The organism is Novosphingobium sp. (genome assembly GCF_036803765.1).
GTDB lineage: Bacteria > Pseudomonadota > Alphaproteobacteria > Sphingomonadales > Sphingomonadaceae > Novosphingobium.
Genome location: NZ_DAIRTS010000015.1, coordinates 17258 through 36074, shown reverse-complemented (window position 1 = coordinate 36074; position 18817 = coordinate 17258). Strand labels below are relative to the sequence as shown.

At 68.6% G+C, this 18817-nt stretch carries 15 protein-coding genes; 8 read left to right on the top strand and 7 right to left on the bottom strand.

What is annotated here, in order from left to right; translation table 11 throughout:
* Nucleotides 1-28 precede the first annotated feature (28 nt).
* A complete protein-coding gene (locus tag V7Q48_RS11395) occupies nucleotides 29-730 on the bottom strand; it encodes a queuosine precursor transporter (RefSeq protein WP_333838229.1) in 702 nt (233 codons plus the stop codon).
* Nucleotides 731-822: 92 nt separating this feature from the next.
* Here V7Q48_RS11395 and V7Q48_RS11390 point away from each other — a divergent pair, with 92 nt between their 5' ends.
* A complete protein-coding gene (locus V7Q48_RS11390) occupies nucleotides 823-2085 on the top strand; it encodes a NupC/NupG family nucleoside CNT transporter (RefSeq protein ID WP_333838228.1) in 1263 nt (420 codons plus the stop codon).
* Between the two features lie 199 nt (nucleotides 2086-2284).
* On the top strand, nucleotides 2285-4612 hold the full coding sequence (locus tag V7Q48_RS11385; protein WP_333838227.1) for a TonB-dependent receptor: 2328 nt from the start codon (nucleotides 2285-2287) through the stop codon (nucleotides 4610-4612).
* A 131-nt stretch (nucleotides 4613-4743) separates the two neighbouring features.
* On the opposite strand, the gene ftsH is transcribed toward V7Q48_RS11385, so the two are convergent.
* The 6 genes from ftsH to V7Q48_RS11355 form a co-directional block, all read right to left on the bottom strand.
* Nucleotides 4744-6681 carry an ATP-dependent zinc metalloprotease FtsH gene (ftsH, locus tag V7Q48_RS11380; protein WP_333838226.1) on the bottom strand — a complete coding sequence of 646 codons (1938 nt, stop codon included), beginning with the start codon at nucleotides 6679-6681 and terminating at the stop codon, nucleotides 4744-4746.
* Nucleotides 6682-6832: 151 nt separating this feature from the next.
* Entirely contained in the window at nucleotides 6833-7795 is a 963-nt protein-coding gene (gene tilS, locus V7Q48_RS11375) for a tRNA lysidine(34) synthetase TilS (RefSeq protein ID WP_333838225.1), read from the bottom strand.
* A 28-nt stretch (nucleotides 7796-7823) separates the two neighbouring features.
* Nucleotides 7824-8864 carry a tetratricopeptide repeat protein gene (locus tag V7Q48_RS11370; RefSeq protein ID WP_333838223.1) on the bottom strand — a complete coding sequence of 347 codons (1041 nt, stop codon included), beginning with the start codon at nucleotides 8862-8864 and terminating at the stop codon, nucleotides 7824-7826.
* Nucleotides 8865-8919: 55 nt separating this feature from the next.
* Entirely contained in the window at nucleotides 8920-9906 is a 987-nt protein-coding gene (locus V7Q48_RS11365; RefSeq protein ID WP_333838221.1) for a helix-turn-helix domain-containing protein, read from the bottom strand.
* 137 nt (nucleotides 9907-10043) lie between these two features.
* Complete coding sequence (gene ptsP, locus V7Q48_RS11360) at nucleotides 10044-12317, bottom strand: phosphoenolpyruvate--protein phosphotransferase (protein ID WP_333838220.1); 2274 nt, start codon at nucleotides 12315-12317, stop codon at nucleotides 10044-10046.
* A gap of 303 nt (nucleotides 12318-12620) precedes the next feature.
* Nucleotides 12621-12779 (bottom strand): YdcH family protein, encoded by a 159-nt coding sequence (locus V7Q48_RS11355; protein WP_333838218.1) that lies wholly within the window; start codon nucleotides 12777-12779, stop codon nucleotides 12621-12623.
* 334 nt (nucleotides 12780-13113) lie between these two features.
* On the opposite strand from V7Q48_RS11355, the gene V7Q48_RS11350 reads away from it, so the two are divergent.
* The 6 genes from V7Q48_RS11350 to dxs all read left to right on the top strand — a co-directional run bounded on the left by V7Q48_RS11350 (nucleotide 13114) and on the right by dxs (nucleotide 18815).
* Nucleotides 13114-13311, top strand: coding sequence for a YdcH family protein (locus V7Q48_RS11350; protein ID WP_333838217.1), 198 nt, complete (start codon nucleotides 13114-13116; stop codon nucleotides 13309-13311).
* A gap of 170 nt (nucleotides 13312-13481) precedes the next feature.
* On the top strand, nucleotides 13482-14015 hold the full coding sequence (locus V7Q48_RS11345; RefSeq protein ID WP_333838216.1) for a DUF1465 family protein: 534 nt from the start codon (nucleotides 13482-13484) through the stop codon (nucleotides 14013-14015).
* A 74-nt stretch (nucleotides 14016-14089) separates the two neighbouring features.
* Nucleotides 14090-15010: an MBL fold metallo-hydrolase gene (locus tag V7Q48_RS11340; protein WP_333838215.1), complete on the top strand. Its 921-nt coding sequence runs from the start codon at nucleotides 14090-14092 to the stop codon at nucleotides 15008-15010.
* Nucleotides 14992-15675: a DUF4230 domain-containing protein gene (locus V7Q48_RS11335; protein ID WP_333838214.1), complete on the top strand. Its 684-nt coding sequence runs from the start codon at nucleotides 14992-14994 to the stop codon at nucleotides 15673-15675. The genes V7Q48_RS11340 and V7Q48_RS11335 overlap by 19 nt, the downstream gene beginning before the upstream one ends.
* A gap of 93 nt (nucleotides 15676-15768) precedes the next feature.
* Nucleotides 15769-16755: a quinolinate synthase NadA gene (gene nadA, locus V7Q48_RS11330; RefSeq protein WP_333838213.1), complete on the top strand. Its 987-nt coding sequence runs from the start codon at nucleotides 15769-15771 to the stop codon at nucleotides 16753-16755.
* A gap of 137 nt (nucleotides 16756-16892) precedes the next feature.
* The gene (gene dxs, locus V7Q48_RS11325) at nucleotides 16893-18815 is read left to right on the top strand and encodes a 1-deoxy-D-xylulose-5-phosphate synthase (protein ID WP_333838212.1); all 1923 of its coding nucleotides are present in this window, start codon (nucleotides 16893-16895) and stop codon (nucleotides 18813-18815) included.
* The last annotated feature ends 2 nt before the right edge of the window (nucleotides 18816-18817 follow it).

The window sequence follows — 18817 nt, the reverse complement described above, 5'->3', positions numbered from 1 at the left end:
CGCGAAATTGAAGCGATTTCGTATGCGCTCATGCGTCGAGGCGGCGGCCGATCCGCACCGCGAGCCAGATCAGCGGCGGCACCATCAGCGTCGACAGCAGCAGCTTGGCGCCGAGCTGCCCGGTCATCAGCGCGCCGATCGGCAGCGGGTGGCCATCTGCGCCGGTCTCGCCCCAGAACGACAGCGTTATGAAGATCACGGTATCGACCACCTGGCTGAGCAGACCGGCAAGCCAGGCGCGCAGCAGGAGGTGATGGCCGCGGCCCCCGCCGATACGGGCGAAGACGTGGACGTTGAGCGTCTGCGACACGCCGTAGGAGACCAGCCCCGCCAGCTGCATGCGAACGCCCTGGCCCAGCACCGAGGCGAACGCCTCCTGGCCCTGCCAGAACGGGGCGGGCGGCACGGCGCGGATCACCAGCGTCAGTAGCAGCATCGACACGATCAGCGGCACGAACCCCAGCCGGACCAGCAGGTTGGCGGTGGCCTGCCCGTAAAGCTCGGCCGTCGCGCTGGCGAGCACGACGAGGATGAGGAATCCGAAGATTCCCGATTCCACGGCAAGCCCGCCGACCCCGGGCCACGTGCCCAGGCTGGCGATCTTGGCACCGAGCACGCCCGAGAGCACGACGAGGCCGCCATAGAGGAGGGCGAAGGCGAACAGCCCGCGCGGCACGGCGATCATGGTCGGGCTTGCGGTGTCCTGCCCGGCGAAAGACGACTTTTCCATGGATTGCCGATAACGCGGTTTTGACGTGGCGCCAAACTTGGTTAGGAACGAAACCGTATAAATCCTGAAAAAGCGGAGTTGGCCTCCCCGCCATGCGCATTCTTTCCAGTCTTGCCGGCATGGCACTGCTCTTTGCCCTGGCCTATCTGCTCTCGTCCAACCGCCGCGCGATCCGCTGGCGCGTGGTGCTCCCCGCCTTTGCGTTGCAGGCCGGCCTCGCCGCGCTGGTGCTGAGTTTTCCGCCGGGCAAGGCGGCGCTGCAGGGCGCGGCCAGCGCGGTCGAACAGCTGCTGTCCTATTCGCGCGCAGGCGTCGAATTCGTGTTCGGCGATCTCGCCAAGCCCGAACTCGGCGGCAAGAGCGTCGCCATCGCGGTGCTCCCGCCGATCGTGTTCTTCGCGGCGCTGATCTCGATTCTCTATTACCTCGGCATCATGCCGCTGGTGATTCGCTGGATCGGCGGCGCGCTCGAAAAGGTCACCGGCATCAGCAAAGTCGAATCGCTGTGCGCCGCGGCCAACATCTTCGTCGGGCAAAGCGAATCGCCGCTGGTCATCCGGCCCTATCTCGCCGCGCTGACACCCAGCCAGATCTTCACGGTGATGAGCGTGGGCATGGCCGGCGTCGCGGGGACGATCCTTGCAGCCTATGCGGGTCTTGGCGTGCGGGTGGACTATCTCGTCGCCGCGGCCTTCATGTCGGCACCGGGCGGCGTGTTCATGGGCAAGCTCATCATGCCCGACGCTCCGCCGCTGCCCGGCGCGCCCGATGCCGATACCACGCTGACCAACCCGCACATCAAGCCGTCGCTGGAGGAAGCGCCCGAGGAACAGCGCCCCGCCAACCTCATCATGGCTGCGGCTCAAGGCGCACAGACCGGCGTCAAGCTGGCGGTCGCGGTCGGCGCCATGCTGCTTGCCTTCGTCGCGCTGATCGCGTTGGCCAATGGCATGCTCGGCTGGGTGGGCGGCTGGTTCGGCCACCCCGGGCTGACCTTCCAGCAGATCCTCGCGCCGATCTTCGCGCCCCTGTTCCTGCTGCTAGGCGCGCCCAACTGGGCCGAGGCCATGGCGGCGGGCGGCCTGTTCGGCACCAAGATCGTGCTTAACGAATTCGTCGGCTTCATCGACCTCGAGCAGGCCAAGGGCCTGTCCGAGCACACCGTCGCGATCGTCACGTTCGCGCTGTGTGGCTTCGCCAACTTCTCGTCGATCGCGATCCAGATGGCGGTGACCGGGGGCCTGGCGCCCAACCAGCGCCCGGTGATCGCCCGCCTCGGCCTCAAGGCGCTGTGTGCCGGTGCGCTCAGCAACCTGATGAGTGCAGCGCTCGCGGGCCTGTTCCTCTCGCTCTGATTCCCCTGAATTCACGGCATCGCACGGGTCCGGCATGGGCCTGTCGCGGCGACGCGCGTGGCGTGCGTGTGGCGCGATTGCAACGCGGCGCCGTGCAGTGAAACTGCGCGTCACAATTCAAAGTTGAAAGTCGGTTCACCTTTCAATATTGTCCGCTCAGGCGCCGGCGCAAAAGACCGCCGCGCAAGGAGAGGACCCCATGGCCGTGACCGCCAGCAATCGCATTCGCCCGTTGACCGCAATCCTGTTCGCCAGCGTGGCCGTGGGCGCACTGCCGGCCTCGGCCATCGCGCAGGACAGCGCCCCCCAGGCTTCGGAGGCCAGCGATCCGGCACTGACCGCCGACGGAGCGATCATCGTCACCGCCCGTCGCCGCAGCGAATCGCTGACCTCGGTGCCGATCGCGATCTCGGCCTTCAGCGGCGCGGAACTCGCCGCCAAGGGCGCAGGCGACATCACCTCGCTCGCCGACGAAGTGCCCAACGTCACGCTCGAGCCGTCGCGCGGCACCAACTCCACGCTCTCGGCCTTCATCCGCGGCGTGGGCCAGCAGGACCCGGTCTCGGGCTTCGAGCAGGGCGTGGGCATCTACCTCGACGACGTCTATCTCAACCGCCCGCAAGCCGCGGTGCTCGACATCTACGACGTCGAGCGCGTCGAAGTGCTGCGCGGGCCGCAGGGCACGCTCTATGGCCGCAACACGATCGGCGGCGCGATCAAGTACGTGACCAAGAAGATCGACGACAAGGCGCACCTCTCGCTGCGCGGCACCTATGGCAGCTACGACCAGGCCGACGGCGTGCTGACCGTCAGTTCGCCGCTGACCAGCGACGGGGTGCTGCGCGCCAGCGGCACCGTGGCGCGCCTGACGCGCGGCGGCTTCGGTCGCAACCTCACCACCGGCCTGTCGAACTACAACAAGGACATCTGGGCCGGACGCGGCACGATCGAGGTCCATGCCACCGATTTCTTCGCGCGCCTGACCGGTGACTACACTCACGACATGTCGAACCCGCGCGGCGGCCATCGCGAGATCCGCGGCCAGCTGACCGGTGCGCCGGTGCTGTCCAACGTGTTCGATACCCAGGCCGGGCTCAACAGCCCCAGGCAGGACGTCAAGGCCTGGGGCTGGTCGCTGTTCATGGAAGCCAAGCCGACCGACACGCTGACCTTCCGCTCGATCACCGCATTCCGCAAGGACGACAGCGCCTCGCCGATCGACTTCGACGCCACCGCCTCGCAGGACGTCGACGTACCGGCCTACTACCGCAACAAGCAGTGGAGCCAGGAGCTGCAGGTGCTGTTCGACAGCGGCCGCTTCCACGCGCTGGCCGGCGCCTACTACCTCTATGCGACGGCGCTGACGCAGTTCGATGTGCGCCTGTTCACCACGGTGCCGGGCCTTGCCGCCTTCACCGGCGCGAACATCCGCACCGATACCTCCGCCGCCTTCGTCAACATGACCTATGACATCACCGACCAGATCAGCCTCGAGGCCGGTGGCCGCTATACCTGGGACAAGCGCTATGCCCAGATCCTGCGCCAGAACTACCTCGGCGGCGGCTCGCCGGTGTTCGGCGGCGCGGGCGTGGCCTTCGGCGCACCCAGCACCAACTTCCTGGGCAGCGCGAAGTACAACAAGTTCACCCCGCGCGTGTCGCTCAACTTCAAGCCCAATGTCGACAACACGCTCTACGCAAGCTTCAGCCAAGGCTTCAAGGGCGGCGGCTTCGACCCGCGCGGCGTTGGCGTCAACGCGCCCGCCGGGGTCAGCCAGGGCGACTTCCTCAGCTTCCGCCCCGAGAAGGTCAACAGCTACGAAGTGGGCGTGAAGACGCGCCTGTTCGACCGCAAGCTGTCGATCAACCTCGCCGGCTTCCGCATGGATTACACCGACGTCCAGATCCCCGGCTCGGTGGCCTGCACCGTCGCTGGCCTGCCCAGCTTCTGCGGCGTCGTCTCCAACGCGGGCAAGGCGCGGATGCAGGGCGTCGAGGCGGAGGGCCGGCTCAAGCTCGGCGGCTTCTCGCTCAACGGCTCGCTGGGATACATCGACGCCAAGTACCTGCAGTACGTGACGCTGATCGCCGGCAAGCCGACCGATGTCGCCGCCTATCGCAAGGTGCAGAACACCCCGGCCTGGACCGGCAACGCCTCGGCCAGCTATTCCATCCCGGTGGGCAGCGGTTCGGTCGACGTGACCGGCGGCGTGTCGTGGAAGAGCAAGACCTACCAGTTCGAGGTGCCCAATCCCTTCCTCGACCAGCCGGCCTATGCGCTGTTCGACGCCAGCATCTACTATCGCGCACCGGGCGGCCGCTGGACGCTGGGCGTCTACGGCAAGAACCTCGCCGACAAGCGCTACAAGACCTCGGGCTATACCTACGTCGCGGGCAATGCCACGACCGGCGAGCTGACCTACACCCCGGCGGGCAACCTCATCCCGACGCTGGGCAAGGAAGGCGTGCTGACCACGTACTGGGGCAATCCGCGCCAGATCTTCGCGACCGCCACGCTCAGCTTCTGATCGCCAGGGCCGGCCTTCCTTCGCACGGAGGGAGACGGGCCCGCGGTTCCCGGCACAACTCCCCAAACGAAAAGGCCCCGCGCTTGCGCACGGGGCCTTTTCTGTAGGTTGGCCAGCGCCGTAAGGCTGGATCAGGCGCCTTGCGGCTGCAGGCCTGCGCCGTTGAAGCGACGGCCCGACTTGGGCACCGCGGCGCCGGGTGCGGCCAGCGGGCGCGAGGCTGCTGCCGCCGGATCGGGGCGATCGAGCTGCCCGCCGTCGATGAGGATCTTGATCTCCTCGCCGGTCAGCGTCTCGTACTCGAGCAGCGCCTGGGCCAGCAGGTGCAACTTGTCCTCGTTGCCGCGCAGCACGTCGCTGGCGCGGGCATAGCCCTGGTCGACCAGCGCTCGAATCTCGCTGTCGATCAGCTTGTTGGTGTCTTCCGAGGCCATCAGGCGGGCCGAGCCGCCCATGCCGAGATAGCCTTCCTGCTGGTCCTCGTACTGCAGCGGGCCGAGCTTTTCCGACATGCCCCACTTGGTGACCATGTTGCGGGCAAGGCCGGTTGCGTACTGGATGTCGCCCGAGGCGCCCGAGGAGACCTTGTCGTGGCCGAAGATGATTTCTTCCGCCACGCGGCCACCCATGGCCACCGACAGGTTCGCGTGCATCTTGTCGCGGTGATAGGAATAGCTGTCACGCTCGGGCAGGCGCATAACCATGCCCAGGGCGCGGCCGCGCGGGATGATCGTCGCCTTGTGGATCGGGTCCGACGCGGGCTCGAACACCGAGACAATGGCGTGGCCGGCCTCGTGATAGGCGGTCATCTTCTTCTCGTCGTCGGTCATGACCATCGAGCGGCGCTCGGCGCCCATCATCACCTTGTCCTTGGCGTCCTCGAACTCGCGCATGGCGACGAGGCGCTTGTTGCGGCGGGCAGCCAGCAGCGCGGCCTCGTTGACAAGGTTGGCAAGGTCGGCGCCCGAGAAGCCGGGCGTGCCGCGAGCGATCACGCGCGGGTTGACGTCGGGCGCCAGCGGCACCTTCTTCATGTGCACGCCAAGAATCTTCTCGCGGCCCTCGATGTCGGGCACCGGCACCACGACCTGGCGGTCGAAGCGGCCCGGACGCAGCAGCGCGGGGTCGAGCACGTCGGGGCGGTTGGTCGCGGCGATGATGATGATGCCTTCGTTGGCCTCGAAACCGTCCATCTCGACCAGCAGCTGGTTCAGCGTCTGCTCGCGCTCGTCATTCGAGTTGCCCAGGCCATGGCCGCGATGGCGACCGACCGCGTCGATTTCGTCGATGAAGACGATGCACGGTGCATTCTTCTTGGCCTGCTCGAACATGTCGCGCACGCGGCTGGCGCCGACGCCGACGAACATCTCGACGAAGTCCGAACCCGAGATGGTGAAGAACGGCACGCCCGCCTCACCCGCGATGGCGCGGGCCAGCAGGGTCTTGCCGGTGCCGGGAGAGCCGACCAGCAGCGCACCCTTGGGGATCTGGCCGCCAAGCTTGGAGAAGCGGCTGGGATCGCGCAGGAACTCGACGATCTCCTGCAGCTCCTCGCGCGCCTCGTCGATGCCGGCGACGTCGTCGAACGTCACGCGGCCCGAACGCTCGGTCAGCATCTTGGCCTTGGACTTGCCGAAGCCCATCGCGCCCGAACCGCCACCCTTCTGGACCTGGCGCAGCGCAAAGAACGCAACGCCCAGGATCAGCAGGAACGGCAGCGACTGGGCGATGACCCACAGCAGCATGTTGGGCTGCTCTTCGGCCTTGCCGGCATACTGCACGCCATGGTCCTGCATCAGCTTGGTCAGGTCGGGGTCGTTGGGGACGGGCACGGTGCTGAAGGTCTGGTCGTTCTTCAGCGTGCCGGTGATCTTGTCCGGGCCGACCTGGACATTGCGCACGGCGTCCTCGGCCACGCGGGCGCGGAAATCCGAGTAGGCGATCTGGGTGCCCGACACGTCGTTGCGCGCGCCGAACATCGAGACCACGAGCAGCAGCGCGAGAAAGATCCCGCCCCACACCAGTAGGCTCTTCATCCAGGGATTACCTTGCGGCTGGTCGTCGTTCATCGGTTCATGCTGTCCTGTCGGGCCGGATGGGCCATGCTGCATCGAAAGTAGGTGCGATCGGCTGAATGGCAAGTTGCCGAATCGTCGGTATGGCCCACCGGACAGGCGATAACGGCGATTCCCCGCGTGAATTCAGCCCTGGGCCGTCGATTCACGTGCGGCGGTGCGGGGCGGCACGCGCAAAGCGCCAGCCTTCGGGCAAGCCCTGTGCGCGGATACCGGCCAGTGTTGCAATCCCGCCTGCGGCCAGCGTTGCCTGCCAGCGCGCCAGTTCAGCGCCGCGCGGGGCGGCGGGATCGGCGCCGAGCGCGGCAAGGACGCGTTCCAGCAGGCGCAGGCCTAGCGCCGGTGGCACGCGCGTGTCGAGGGCTAGCAGGCCACCGTGGCCTTCACCGTCCGGCTGCCAGCTTGCCGCGAAAAGGCGGGCCGCAGCCCAGTCGAGCGCCGCGTCGGCCTCGGCCAAGTGCGCCGCGCTTGCAGCCAAGCCTTCGCTGCCCAGCCAGTCCTGCGCACCGCCGAGCGCCTGCCGCACGCGCACGCGTTCGAAACGCAGGTCGTCGTTCGAGGGGTCATGCGCTGCGGCAATGCCGGCCTGGGCCACCACCGCAGCGAGGGTCGCGCGCCGCCAGCCGAGCAATGGGCGCAACAGCGGCAACGCGGGGTCGCCCGGCACCGCCGCGACGGGGCGCATTCCGGCCAGCCCGCGCACTCCTGCGCCGCGGTGCAGCCGCATCGCCAGCGTTTCGGCCTGGTCGTCGGCATGGTGCGCGGTGACGAGGCCGGCGAGGCCGTTGTCGCGGGCCCAGCCAGCCAGCGCGGCATAGCGGGCCGTGCGTGCCCGTGCCTGAATCCCGGCGCCCGCGGGCAGCGCCAGCGTCAGCGTGACGTGGGGCAGTGCCAGGGCGGCGCATTCGCGCGCCACCATGCGCGCTTCATCGGCGCTTTCGCGGCGCAGGCCATGGTCGACGGTGGCGATCGCGACCCGGCCCGGCAGCGCGGAGGCGGCCAGCAGCAACAGGGCCATGCTGTCCGGTCCGCCCGAGACGGCGAGGCCGTATCGCGCCTCGCCAAGCTGGTTCAGCGCGTCCCAGTCGGCGCGAAAGCGCGCCAGCACCTCATCCGCCGGGGCTGGGGCGTGCTGGTCAATTGCACTTCACTCCCTTGACAGCCGTCTCGTATGCGCCCTTGAGGCGGCCACCGATGTCGGCGGGGTAACTGTCGCGCAGTTCGGCAAAGGCGCCGCATGCGCGCTTGGTATCGTTGATCCGCGTCATCGCCACGCCGAGGTAGAGCAGGCTGTCGGCAGCCCGCTCGCCCTGCTTGTCGCCGAGGTAGTTCTGCAGGAACCACTGCGCCGCGGTGCCGGGCTTGCCATCGTCGAGATAGGCGCGGCCCAGCAGGTTGCGGGCAAAGCTGATGCGCTTGCTCTTGGGATAGCCTTCCACGAACTTGGTCAGCTGGACCTGCGCCTCGGGGTAGAACTTCGCATCGTAGAGGCGGAAGCCATAAGTATATTCGTCGTCGGCCTTGTCGGCGGTCGACGGCTTGGCGATCGCCGCGACGGCGGCGATGCGGTCGGGCGAGGGTTTGGCCGGAGCCGCGGCGGGCGTCGCGGGCTTATCGGGCGTCGCCTGGCCGGCAGGGCGCGGCGTGGGCTTGCCAGGCGCGGGGGTCGTGGCCGGCAGCGGCGCGGCGTCGGTCCCGGCAGCCGGTGCCGCAGTCGGCGCTGGCGTGGCGGCAGCCTCGAGCGCATCGACCCGCGTGTCGAGCTTGCTCAGGTGGTTCTGGTTTTCCTCGGTGGTTGCGGTCAGCTGGCGCAGCTGCGCCTCCACGGCGTCGATGCGCGAAAGCACGTCGGTCAGCGGCGACTGGGCCGGGGCCGGCGTCGGCGCCGGGGTGGCGGGCGCGGTGATCTCGGGGCCAAAGGCACGGCCGGCGCCGTCGGGGAAGACCTTGCGCTGCAAGGCGCGGACTTCGGCCTCGAGCCGGCGCAGGCGCGCCTCGGTGCTTTCGCCCGGCGTCGCCTGTTGCGCTCGCGCAGGCGCCGGCAGCAGGGCCGGCAGCGCGCCGATCGCCAGCGCCATGGCAAGGGCCGTGCGCAGCGGTCGTTTGCCATTAAAGGTGCCCGTTGCGCGGACTGTCGTGTTCGTCATCATTCCCGTCTCGCTTTGCGTGGCTGCCATCGGCAGCAGTTCGCCCCCCGGCGCAATCCCTGATTTATCGTGCCTCAACCTTGTGTCACCCTGCCGGCACCGACGCCGGGCTTTCCACCGGTGGTGCAGGCGTGATCGGCTGCGTCGTGCCGGTGTCCGTCCCCTCGGCGCGGCGGCGCTGCATCCGATAGCCCGGCGCGCGCGGCCGCGGCGCCGACGATGCCGCCGCGGACGGCGTTGCCGTGGGCGCCGCTGCCGCGTCAGCCCGGGCCAGCAGCGCCGTCGCGCTCACCGGCACGTCCTTTACGATGCCTTCCTTCTCGGCGATCCGGGGCACGGCCTGCCCGCCGATCGTGATGGTCAGCGCATCGGGGCGGCCGGTCCACAGGCGCGGTTCGGCGACGTCGCCCGGCAAGGTATAAGTCTCGCCCTTGGCCATCAGCTTTTGCAGCAGCTGCTTGCCGCTCGCGTCGTAAAACTTGACCCAGATGCGGTCTTCCTGCGCGGTGAACGCGACCGGGCCGCTGGGCCGGGCAGGCTGTGCCGGGGCCGGCGTGGCGCGCGGGGCGGGCTTGGCCGCCTCGGTCTCAGGCCCGACCAGCGAGGGCAGCTCGGCCGAAGGCCAGTAATAGCTGCGCCAGAACACCAGGCCGAGGCCGAGGACCGCGATCACCAGCAGGCCGGCCAGCCAGTTGACCAGCCGGGACGGCGTCTTGGCCGGATCGCCGACTTCGAACTGATGGATCACCCGCGCCTCGGGCGCCGGTGCGCGCGCGGCAAGGTCGCTGCGCACGGTTTCGGCGACGGCGTGTTCATCGAGGCCCAGCGCCTTGGCCAGGCTGCGCGCGAAACCGAGCACATAGGGCTTGCCCGGCAGCGCATCGTAGCGGCTTTCCTCGAGCGCGACGATGTGCCGCACGTTGATGCGCGTGCGAGTGGCGAGGTCTTCGGGCGAAAGGCCGAGCCCCTCGCGTGCGGCGCGCAGCATGGTGCCGCCGTTCTGCTTGCCGCGCGGTGCGCCGGCATCCGCCGTGGCGGCGGAAAGATAATCGGACTCGTTCGAGTCGGCCAAGGCGCGGCTCCCGTATCAAAAACTTGTCGTGCAACCCGTCGGCTCCGGTCGGAACCGTTAGGCAGGGATCGTTGCAATCGCGCGAAAGTCAACCATTTTGCGCCGCAGTTGGAAGCGGCGACGGCGGTCGGTTGGGTTCAATCGCAGTCGATACCATGTGCGCTGGCCCACTCCGCCAGGGTCTTGCGCATATCCTGCGGCGGCGATGCCAGCCAGCCGTCCATCGCGGCGCGGATCTCGGCCAGCGAGACCATGCGCACCAGTTCCTTGACCGGTCCGACCGCCGCCGGGGTGATCGACAGGCGGGTTATGCCAAGGCCCATCAGCGCCAGGGCCTCCAGCCGCCGGCCGCCCATCTCGCCGCAGATCGTCAGCGCGGTGCCATGAGGCGTGACGGTGCGCACCACGCGCGCCAGGAAGCGCAGGATCGCCGGGCTCAGCCAGTCGTAGCGCTCCGCCAGCTTGGGATGCGCGCGATCGGCGGCGAACAGGAATTGAGTCAAGTCGTTGGTGCCGATCGACAGGAACGACAGGCGCGGCGCCAGCTGGTCGAGGCATTCGGCCAGAGCCGGCACCTCGAGCATGGCGCCATAGCGGATCGCCTCGGGCAGCACCTTCTTCTGGCGGCGCAGGAAGGCCAGCTGGCTCTCGAACACCGCCTTGGCGGCATCGAATTCCCACGGCTCGGTCACCATCGGGAACATGACCGACAGCGTGCGGCCCGCCGCAGCTTCGAGCAGGGCGCGGGCCTGGACCTTGAGCAGCCCGTCGCGCTCGAGCGCGACGCGCAGCGCGCGCCAGCCCATCGCCGGGTTCTCCTCGGCCTCCTCGCCGTTGTGACGCAGATACGGCAGCACCTTGTCGCCGCCGATGTCGACCGTGCGGAACACCACCGGCCGCTCGCCCGCCGCATCAAGCACGTCGCGATAGAGCCGGGTCTGCTTCTCGCGCTGGGGCAGGGTGGCCGAGACGAGGAACTGGAACTCGGTGCGGAACAGGCCGATGCCGTCCGCGCCGGTCATGTTGAGCATCGGCATGTCGTCGCGCAGGCCGGCGTTCATCATCACGGTGATGCGCTGGCCGTCACGCGTGACCGGTTCGAGCTCGCGCATCGCGGCATATTGCGCCTGGCGCTCGCGGCTGCGGGCGAAGCGCGCCTCGAACGCCTCGACCAGGCTGGGTGCGGGGCGCACGTCGATCAGGCCGTGGTCGCCGTCGACCAGCAAGAGGTCGCCGTCGCGCACCTTGCCGCGCAGCGCGCGCACGCGGCCGACCACGGGGATGCCCATGGCGCGGGCCACGATCACCACGTGCGCCGTCAGCGAGCCTTCCTCGAGAATCACGCCCTTCAGCCGGCGCCGGTCGTATTCGAGCAGCTCGGCCGGGCCGAGGTTGCGCGCGATGAGGATGGCATCGCCCTTGAGGCCCATGCTCGCCGCGGTGCCCAGCTGGCCCGAGACGATGCGCAGCAACCGGTTGGACAAGTCCTCGAGGTCGTGCATGCGATCGGCGAGCAGGGGATCGTCGATCTGGCGCATGCGCATGCGGGTGCGCTGCTGGACGCGCTCGATCGCGGCTTCTGCCGTCAGGCCGGAGTCGATCGCCTCGTTGATGCGGCGGCTCCATCCCTCGTCGTAGGCGAACATGCGGTAAGTCTCGAGCACTTCTTCATGCTCGCCGCCCACGCCGAACTCGGCCTGGCTCGCCATGCGGTCGATCTGCTCGCGCATCTTGTCGAAGGCGAGATAGACGCGCTGGCGCTCGGCCTCGGTGTCCTCGGCGACGACATGCTCGATCGTGACGCGCGGCTGGTGGAACACGGCATGGCCCACCGCCAGCCCCTTGACCAGCGACTGCCCTGTCAGGCGATCGGCGCCGGTGAGGTGGTCGGGCACGCCGAGCACGTCCTCGTCGTCGATCAGCTCGGCATTGGCAATCAGCTCGGCCAGCACCATCGCCACGGTCTGCAGCGCCTCGATCTCCACCTCTTCGTAGCGGCGCGGATCGACGTGCTGGACCGCGACCACGCCCACCGCGCGCTGGCGGCGCACGATCGGCACGCCTGCAAACGAGTGGAAGCGCTCCTCGCCCGTTTCGGGGCGGAACGCGAAGTCGGGGTGCGCGGCCGCCTCGGCGAGGTTGAGCGTCTCGATGTTCTGCGCGATCGTGCCGACCAGACCTTCGCCCACCGCCATGCGGGTGACGTGGACGGCGGCCTGTTCGAGCCCGCGCGTGGCGAACAGCTCGAGCATGCCCTCGCGCAGCAGGTAGATCGAGCAGACCTCGCTGTTGAGGTTCTCGCCGATCACGTCGACGATGCGATTGAGCTTGGCCTGCGCGCCGGATCGCGAGGCCATGACCTCATGCAGCGAGGTGAGGATCGCGCGGGCGGAGGCTACGGCGGACAACATGGCCCATGGCGTAGCGCAGCCCATGGCGTTTGAAAACGTCGCCTGCCGCCATAGCGGAAATATTCGTAGGCAGCCCGAAATTGCTCATGCGAACCGCTCACGGTTCCATACGACCACGCGGGGGCGTTGGCACAAGACGGGTGCGCACCGAAACGGCCGGACACGACGCGCGTCGGCGACTGTCCGGCTTATCACGATCCGGCGGATCATGTGTCTCGATGGTAGGGAAGGGTGGTTTCGTGCCTGCCCCGGGCCGTCATCGGCCATTGGGGGCAGGCGCGGGATGCCGTGGCGCGTTGCGCCTCAATGCGGCTGCGACAGCGCTTCCTTGATGCGCAACTTGTGGCGCTTGAGCTGGGAAAGCACGGCCATGTCGGGCACGGGGCGTGCCATTTCCTCGGAGATGCGCCGTTCGAGGCCGGCGTGCTTCGTCTGCAGGGCGGTGATGTGCGTCGTTTCCATGCATTGACCTCCTGAAGGGTGGCGGCGGGGGCCGGCACCCGGTCAAAACCCGTGCGGGAGACATTCCCGCACGGTCGGCACGGGCTGGCTGGCGCTGGCAAGGTCATACCGTTGCGAGTCGTCTTGCAGCCGGTGCGTTGTCATGCTCCCACATTCGCCGTATCTTGCAAGAGTGCGCACGCCGGATTGCTCCCGGTCTGCGTTCATACGCACCGCGTGATGACGGGCCGTGCACCATGCGCGGTGAGCCATCGGCGATGCGGATGACGGACGATGGCGGACTTGGGTTCAGCAAGGGAGAGCATGTGGCGTTCTTGGCCGGGGAGTTTGCGGGTTGACCGAAGACGAAATGCGCAAGCGGCTCGAGGCGCTGCGGCTGGAACATCGCGATCTCGACGTGGCGATCGACGCGCTCAGCGCCGGCGGCGGCTCCGACCAGCTGCAGGTCGCGCGACTGAAAAAGCGCAAGTTGCTGCTGAAAGACCAGATCTCGATGCTCGAGGATTACCTTATCCCCGACATCATCGCGTGATTCCAGCGGCTTGATCCGCCGGGGTGATTCGCGGCGGAATGCGGCCGACCGTACCGTAAAGAGACAGGCCGAAAACGGCGCGGCAAACCGTGGGCCGGGCCATTGAGCGGCCGGACCCGAACGCCCTATGCAGAGGCCAAAGGTCGTCCCTCTTTCCCGTTTCCGGTCCCATGCTGCCGACACCGCATCCCCGTATCATCGAGGCGATCTACGCCGAAACCCTGACGCTGGCCGACCGGGCCCGGGCCGAATTCGAGCAGTTGCGCAACTCGGGGGACACCCGCGAGCCCGGCGGCGCGGCGGGTCTTTCTGGTCAGTCCGGGCCAGATCGGGGCAGGTCAGATCGGGCCGGACTGGCCGCGGTCCAGGCGAACTGCGAAGCGCTGCGCAGTACGACGCGGATCATGCATTGCCTCGCCTGGCTGCTCAACCACCGCGCCTGGAGTGCGGGCGAGCTGGATGACGCGCAGTTGCGCCGCCATGGCCGCCTGGTGGTCGACTTTCCGGCCAGCGACCCGGTCGTCGTCACGGCGCTGCCCGCAGGCGCGCGGGCGGTGGTCCTGGCCAGCGAGCGCCTGCATGCGCGCATCCGCCACATCGAGCAGGCGCGCGGCGAGGGCGCCGCCCCGCCCGGCGCCACGCCAGGCAATTCGCTGCAGGCTCTGCGCGAGCGCCTTGAAAGAGCGATCGCGCCTCGCCACTGACTGTTCCATCAACCGGGCCCATCCGACGGGGCGCCTGCATTGCATCCGGGGCGGGCAATCCCCATAGCGGGTCCATGGCCAGTCCTGCCCTTCCCGATCGTTCAACGTGGCCCACCGGCCTTGCCGTGACGCTGGAGCCGCTCGTGCGCCGCGTGCTCGCGCCCAATGCCTCGCCTTATACCTACACCGGCACGCAGACCTACATCGTCGGGCAGGGCCGCGATGTCGCCGTGATCGACCCCGGCCCCGATGGAACCGGGGTGGCCGGCCATGCCGACACCCGCGGCGACGGCCATGTCAGCGCGATCATCGAGGCAGTCGGCTCGGCGCGCATCAGCGCCATCGTCTGCACGCATACGCACCGCGACCATAGCCCCGCCTCGCGCCCGCTGGCAGCACTGACCGGCGCGCCCATCATCGGCTGCGCCCCGCTCGCGCTCGAGGATGACGGGCCGCGCGCCGACGCCGCCTTCGATCCCGACTATCGCCCCGATCGCGTGCTGGCCGACGGCGAAACGCTCGAAGGCGAGGGCTGGACGCTCGAGGCCGTGGCGACGCCGGGCCATACCAGCAACCACCTGTGCCTCGCGTTGCGCGAAAGCGGCGCGCTGTTCACCGGCGATCACGTCATGTCGTGGTCGACCAGCGTGGTCTCGCCGCCGGACGGCGACATGGCCGCCTACATGGCCTCGCTGCAGAAGCTGTACGAACGCGCGCAGGACCGCGTCTATTACCCCGCCCACGGCGATCCGGTCGAGAACCCGCACCAGTTCGTGCGCGGCATGCTCGGCCATCGCCGCCAGCGCGAGCGCCAGATCGTGCGCCTGCTCGAAGATGGCGCGCGGCCCGTGCCCGCCATGGTCGCGCAGATGTACAAGGGCCTGAACCCGGCGCTGACCGGGGCCGCGGGGCGCTCGGTGCTGGCCCATCTGCTCGATCTGGAACGGCAGGGACGTGTCGTTCGTTCGGGCGAGCAATGGATGATACACCCGTGACCCCGACCCCGCCGCATGACGCGACCCCCGCAACGCCTGCAAGTTCTCGCGCTTCGCAACGGCGCCCCGCGATCCTGCCATGGGTTCTGTTCGTGGCGGCGCTCGCGCTCGCCGCGTTCCTCGGCTGGCGGCTGGTGCAGCCGGCGCCCGTGGGCGATCCGCTGGCGACCACGCTGGTGGCATTCGAGAGGCAGAACACGCTGACCGTCTTCAGCGCCGAGCTGGCCCCGGTCGTTGCCAGCAACGACAGCCGCCTGTTCGGCCTGGTCAATGCGCGGCAGGTCGCCGTCATCCCCGCGCGCGTCGACTATACCATCGATCTTGCCACCATGGGGCGCGACCGCATGCGCTGGGACGAGGCCAAGCGCACGCTGTCGGTGCGCCTGCCGCCGCTGGTGCTGAGCAAGCCCAACCTCGACGAGGCGCGGGCCCAATACCTGCGCGAAGGCGTGTGGATCGGCCGCGCCGCGCAGGACAAGCTGACGCGCGACAACACCCTGCTGGCGGAGCGCCTCGCCCGCGAGCAGGCTGCCAATCCCGTGCTGATGGGGCTGGCGCGCAGTGCCGCCAAGGATGCGGTGCGCCAGAACCTGGCGATCCCGCTGCAGGTCGCGGGCTTTGGCACCGTGACGGTTGCCGTTTCGATCGACGGCGAGACGAAGTAACTTGGACCCGCTGGGACTTGGCAGGGGCGCCCAGCGCGCTTAAGTCCCGCCTCGCCGGGCTGGCCTGATTGGCCCGGCGTCAATGGAGCGATCATGACGGCCCAGCCCACCAACCTGTCCGGCCTCGACCTGCGTGCCGAGATCGACCGCCTGCGCAAGGAACGCAACGCGGTGATCCTCGCGCACTACTACCAGCGCCCGGAGATCCAGGATCTGGCCGATTTCGTCGGCGATTCGCTCGAGCTGTCGCGCAAGGCGGCGGCCACCGATGCCGAAGTGATCGCGTTCTGCGGCGTGAAGTTCATGGCCGAGACCGCCAAGATCCTCAGCCCCGAGAAGATCGTGGTGCTGCCCGACCTCGATGCCGGCTGCAGCCTCGAGGATTCGTGCCCGCCCGACCAGTTCGCGGCGTTCCGTGCCCAGCACCCGGATCACATCGCGCTCACCTACATCAACTGCTCAACCGAGGTGAAGGCGCTCTCCGACGTCATCGTCACCTCCTCGAGCGCCGAGACGATCCTCGCCAAGATCCCGCCCGAGCAGAAGATCATCTTCGGCCCCGATCGGCACCTCGGCGGCTATCTCAACCGCAAGTTCGGCCGCGACATGCTGCTGTGGCCCGGCGTGTGCATCGTCCACGAGGCCTTCAGCGAGACCGAGCTGGTCAAGCTCAAGGCGCAGCATCCCGGCGCCCCGGTCGCGGCGCACCCGGAATGCCCCGCGCATATCGTCGAGCATGCCGACTACGTCGGGTCGACCAGCGGCATCCTCAACTATGCCAAGGCGATGGACGGCGACACGCTGATCGTCGCGACCGAGCCGCACATCATCCACCAGATGGAACTGGCCATGCCGGGCAAGACCTTCATCGGTGCGCCGGGTGCGGACGGCAACTGCAACTGCAACATCTGCCCCTACATGGCGCTCAACACGCTCGAGAAGCTCTACCTTGCGCTGCGCGACCTGACCCCGCGCATCGAGATCGAGGAAGGCCTGCGTCTGGAAGCCAAGAAGAGCCTCGATGCCATGCTGGCCATGGCCAGCGGCACGGTCGGCCTCGGCGACCTCGGCGCGCGCTGAAGCCTTCGCCGGCCGAAAGGCGCCGCAAGCAGCGGTGCACGCCTTTCGGCCGGCAATCATGATCCTCGTTCCGGGTCATAAGGGTAGCCTCGCCCGCCTTCCTCGACAGGGCCGGGCAAGGGGTGTAAGGCGGCGGGATGACCGCGATCCCGGTGACCCCCCTGCTCGACACTGTCGATACCCCCGCTGACCTGCGCAAGCTGCAGCCCACCCAACTTCGCCAGCTGGCCGACGAACTGCGCGCGGAGATGATCTCGGCGGTGGGGCAGACCGGCGGGCACCTCGGCTCCGGCCTTGGCGTGGTCGAGCTGACCACCGCGATCCACTACGTGTTCAACACGCCCGACGACCGCCTGATCTGGGACGTCGGCCACCAGGCCTATCCGCACAAGATCCTCACCGGGCGGCGCAGCCGCATCCGCACCCTGCGCCAGGGCGGGGGCCTCTCGGGCTTCACCAAGCGCAGCGAGAGCGAATACGACCCGTTCGGCACCGCGCACAGCTCGACCTCGATTTCGGCCGCGCTCGGCTTTGCCGTGGCCAACAAGCTGGCCGGCACGCCGGGCAAGGCGATCGCGGTGATCGGCGATGGCGCGATGAGCGCGGGCATGGCCTACGAGGCGATGAACAACGCGGAGGCCGCGGGCAATCGCCTGATCGTCATCCTCAACGACAACGACATGTCGATCGCCCCGCCGGTCGGCGGGCTGTCGGGCTATCTCGCGCGGCTGGTATCGTCGCGCCCGTTCCTCGAACTGCGCGAGATCGCCAAGAAGCTCTCGCGCCGCCTGCCGCGCCCGCTCCACCAGGCCGCCAAGAAGACCGATGAATTCGCCCGCGGCATGGCCATGGGCGGGACGCTGTTCGAGGAGCTGGGGTTCTACTACGTCGGCCCGATCGACGGGCACAACCTTGACCAGCTGATCCCCGTGCTCGAAAACGTGCGCGATGCGGCCGAAGGGCCGTGCCTGATCCACGTCGTTACCCAGAAGGGCAAGGGCTACGGCCCGGCCGAGCAGGCGGCGGATAAGTATCACGGCGTGCAGAAGTTCGACGTCATCACCGGCGAGCAGGTCAAGAGCGCGGGCGGTCCGCCCAGCTATACCAACGTCTTCGCCCAGGCCCTCGTCGCCGAAGCGGAAAGCGACCCGCGGATCTGCGCGATCACCGCGGCGATGCCCTCGGGCACCGGTCTCGACAAGTTCGCCAAGGCGTTCCCCGAGCGGATCTTCGACGTCGGCATCGCCGAGCAGCACGCGGTCACCTTTGCGGCGGGCCTCGCCGCGCAGGGCATGCGTCCGTTCTGCGCGATCTATTCGACCTTCCTGCAGCGCGCCTACGACCAGGTCGTCCACGACGTCGCGATCCAGAACCTGCCGGTCCGCTTCGCGATCGACCGCGCCGGGCTGGTTGGTGCCGACGGCGCCACGCATGCCGGTTCGTTCGACGTGACGTACCTGGCCAGCCTGCCCAACCTCGTGGTCATGGCCGCGGCTGACGAGGCCGAACTGGTGCACATGACGCACACCGCCGCGCTGCACGACAGCGGCCCGATCGCCTTCCGCTATCCGCGTGGCAATGGCACCGGCGTCGCCCTGCCGAGCGTTCCGCAGCGCCTGGAGATCGGCAAGGGCCGTGTAGTGCGCGAGGGCAGCAAGGTGGCGATCCTCTCGCTCGGCACCCGCCTGGCCGAAGCGCTCAAGGCCGCCGACCAGCTCGACGCGCGCGGGCTGTCGACCACGGTGGCCGACCTGCGTTTCGTCAAGCCGCTCGACGACGAACTGATCCGCCGCCTGATCGCCACGCACGAGGTGGTGGTGACGATCGAGGAAGGCGCGATCGGCGGTCTCGGCGCGCATGTGCTGACCATGGCCAGCGACGAGGGCCTGACCGACAGCGGCCTCAAGATCCGCACCATGCGCCTGCCGGACGTGTTCCAGGACCACGACGCACCCGACAAACAGTACGACGAGGCGGGCCTCAACGCGCCGCACATCGTCGACACGGTGCTCAAGGCGCTGCGCCACAACAGCGCCGGCATTCACGAGGCGAGGGCCTGATA

Excerpts from the sequence above, each read along its gene's own strand:
- V7Q48_RS11395 (WP_333838229.1), bottom strand. The coding sequence starts at position 730 with ATGGAAAAGTCGTCTTTCGCCGGGCAGGACACCGCAAGCCCGACCATG.
- V7Q48_RS11390 (WP_333838228.1), top strand. The coding sequence starts at position 823 with ATGCGCATTCTTTCCAGTCTTGCCGGCATGGCACTGCTCTTTGCCCTG.
- V7Q48_RS11385 (WP_333838227.1), top strand. The coding sequence starts at position 2,285 with ATGGCCGTGACCGCCAGCAATCGCATTCGCCCGTTGACCGCAATCCTG.
- ftsH (WP_333838226.1), bottom strand. The coding sequence starts at position 6,681 with ATGAACGACGACCAGCCGCAAGGTAATCCCTGGATGAAGAGCCTACTG.
- V7Q48_RS11370 (WP_333838223.1), bottom strand. The coding sequence starts at position 8,864 with ATGGCAGCCACGCAAAGCGAGACGGGAATGATGACGAACACGACAGTC.
- ptsP (WP_333838220.1), bottom strand. The coding sequence starts at position 12,317 with ATGTTGTCCGCCGTAGCCTCCGCCCGCGCGATCCTCACCTCGCTGCAT.
- V7Q48_RS11355 (WP_333838218.1), bottom strand. The coding sequence starts at position 12,779 with ATGGAAACGACGCACATCACCGCCCTGCAGACGAAGCACGCCGGCCTC.
- V7Q48_RS11345 (WP_333838216.1), top strand. The coding sequence starts at position 13,482 with ATGCTGCCGACACCGCATCCCCGTATCATCGAGGCGATCTACGCCGAA.
- V7Q48_RS11340 (WP_333838215.1), top strand. The coding sequence starts at position 14,090 with ATGGCCAGTCCTGCCCTTCCCGATCGTTCAACGTGGCCCACCGGCCTT.
- V7Q48_RS11335 (WP_333838214.1), top strand. The coding sequence starts at position 14,992 with ATGGATGATACACCCGTGACCCCGACCCCGCCGCATGACGCGACCCCC.
- nadA (WP_333838213.1), top strand. The coding sequence starts at position 15,769 with ATGACGGCCCAGCCCACCAACCTGTCCGGCCTCGACCTGCGTGCCGAG.
- dxs (WP_333838212.1), top strand. The coding sequence starts at position 16,893 with ATGACCGCGATCCCGGTGACCCCCCTGCTCGACACTGTCGATACCCCC.